Origin of the sequence: Vibrio sp. 10N.222.54.E6 (assembly GCF_041473955.1) — a bacterium.
Taxonomy (GTDB): domain Bacteria; phylum Pseudomonadota; class Gammaproteobacteria; order Enterobacterales; family Vibrionaceae; genus Vibrio; species Vibrio tasmaniensis_A.
The window spans coordinates 1-1,539 of record NZ_JBFRTD010000004.1 but is presented as its reverse complement, the minus strand read 5'-3'; the positions used below and the strand labels follow the sequence as shown (position 1 = coordinate 1,539).

Below are 1,539 nucleotides of genomic sequence, written 5' to 3'. Positions count from 1 at the left end.
AATACAATAATCGTATTAGATCAATACACGGAACACACAAAACTAGTAAACCTACATTGTTGGCTAGCATTTTAAGTTATTAATGTAAGGAATATTTATTTTTAGCCAAAGCCTTTACCCTATAGTAAAAGGAAAGACCTGACCTCGTCTTCAGCACTTATTTGGAGACAAAGCCGTTTGCCTCTTTCGGGTGAATTCTCATCTTTATCTTAGTCGGTGCCGATGAGGCGAACCATTTCATTAGACCTTACCTTATTATTTACTTTTACTCCCAAGCACTAACAGGATCACATAGCTCTAACGGAATAAAAAAACACCTCATTTCAAGAAACCCCTTTAATGATTCTGATTCGCTATCTGATATTTCTTCATAAAAGAGATTTAAATATTCTTCCTTATAATCTAATCCTTTATGATAGTTATTTTTATAATTCTCCATATACGCATATAAAGCAGGCTTATTTCCATGATCAATTATTTCCTCTAGACATGTTAAATCATAATCACCACTATTTGAAAATTTACCACTAATAATAGCATCACAATATAACACTTTATACTGTATTTCCCCCTTATGATTTATTTTATTTAGTAACTCCTCAGATTCATCATATAACCAACTTCGGCTAGGATAGTGCATATATGAGCGAGCAAGTAATAATTTACTTTGATCGTCATCTACGGTATCCACTGCCATTTTCAGATAATAATCAATTTTCTTATAATTAATCTCACCTATATTCCCCAACATCCCATAAAAATAGCAATCCGTTAGTTTTTTATACCCTTTATGATCACCATTATCGGCATTTTCTTTTAAAACCTCACACTCCTTTACTATGTCAATCATTTCCACTTCCCTTTCTTTCGATAGTATATCGAATGACAACAATGACGAAATAGGCACTAAAAAAACAATTATGTAATTAACAATTACTTTCATTTAATAACTCCATTCACAATATATTCCACATGATTGATATCTAAAATATTCAAACACTGTTTCCTGCGCCTCGGATTTGGATTTTTTTGCAGCAAAACTATTTGAACTAGTTTTTTATTCGTAGCGTCACATGAAGCTTTGCTTTGCGAATTACTACTTTCTGGTTCTATTGGAAGACTTTCTGTCCACAAGTTTCTTATATTCTCAACACAATTATGTACACACTGGCTGTTCGTTTGGGCTGAGTAAACTGCGTGGTCCCATGGATTGGGATTTACCGGTCTGCCCTTTATTTTTCCATCCGGATCCACATACCCTAACGGATCACCATTTACATACGCATAAAGGTTAATCCCGCCTTGCTCTTGCAGTGGGTCGCGGTTTAGCCAGCGGCCCAAGCTTGGTATATAGAAGCGATAACCAAAGTAAACTATACCACTGGTAAAATCGCTGCGTTTGGTCGACATGCCAAACGGCTGTAGAGTGAAATAATCACCACTTACTTGCCCGTAAGGCGAATAACCTCGCTGGCTGAGTCTTTCGCCTGCTTGGTCAAACACACCATAGACGTGACCAAGATGGTTAGTCATGTAGTA

Annotated in this window: 2 protein-coding genes; both read right to left on the bottom strand. The window is 36.1% G+C overall.

Going from position 1 to position 1,539, the window contains the following annotated elements; genetic code table 11:
• Positions 1-265 precede the first annotated feature (265 nt).
• Entirely contained in the window at positions 266-943 is a 678-nt protein-coding gene (locus tag AB4513_RS00705) for a hypothetical protein (RefSeq protein ID WP_009846199.1), read from the bottom strand.
• Positions 940-1,539, bottom strand: a 600-nt coding sequence (locus AB4513_RS00700; protein WP_102257393.1) for an RHS repeat domain-containing protein, incomplete at its 5' end; no start/stop codon positions are given. The genes AB4513_RS00700 and AB4513_RS00705, both read right to left, overlap by 4 nt.

Coding starts and splice junctions, on each gene's coding strand:
- AB4513_RS00705 (WP_009846199.1), bottom strand. CDS start 943: ATGAAAGTAATTGTTAATTACATAATTGTTTTTTTAGTGCCTATTTCG.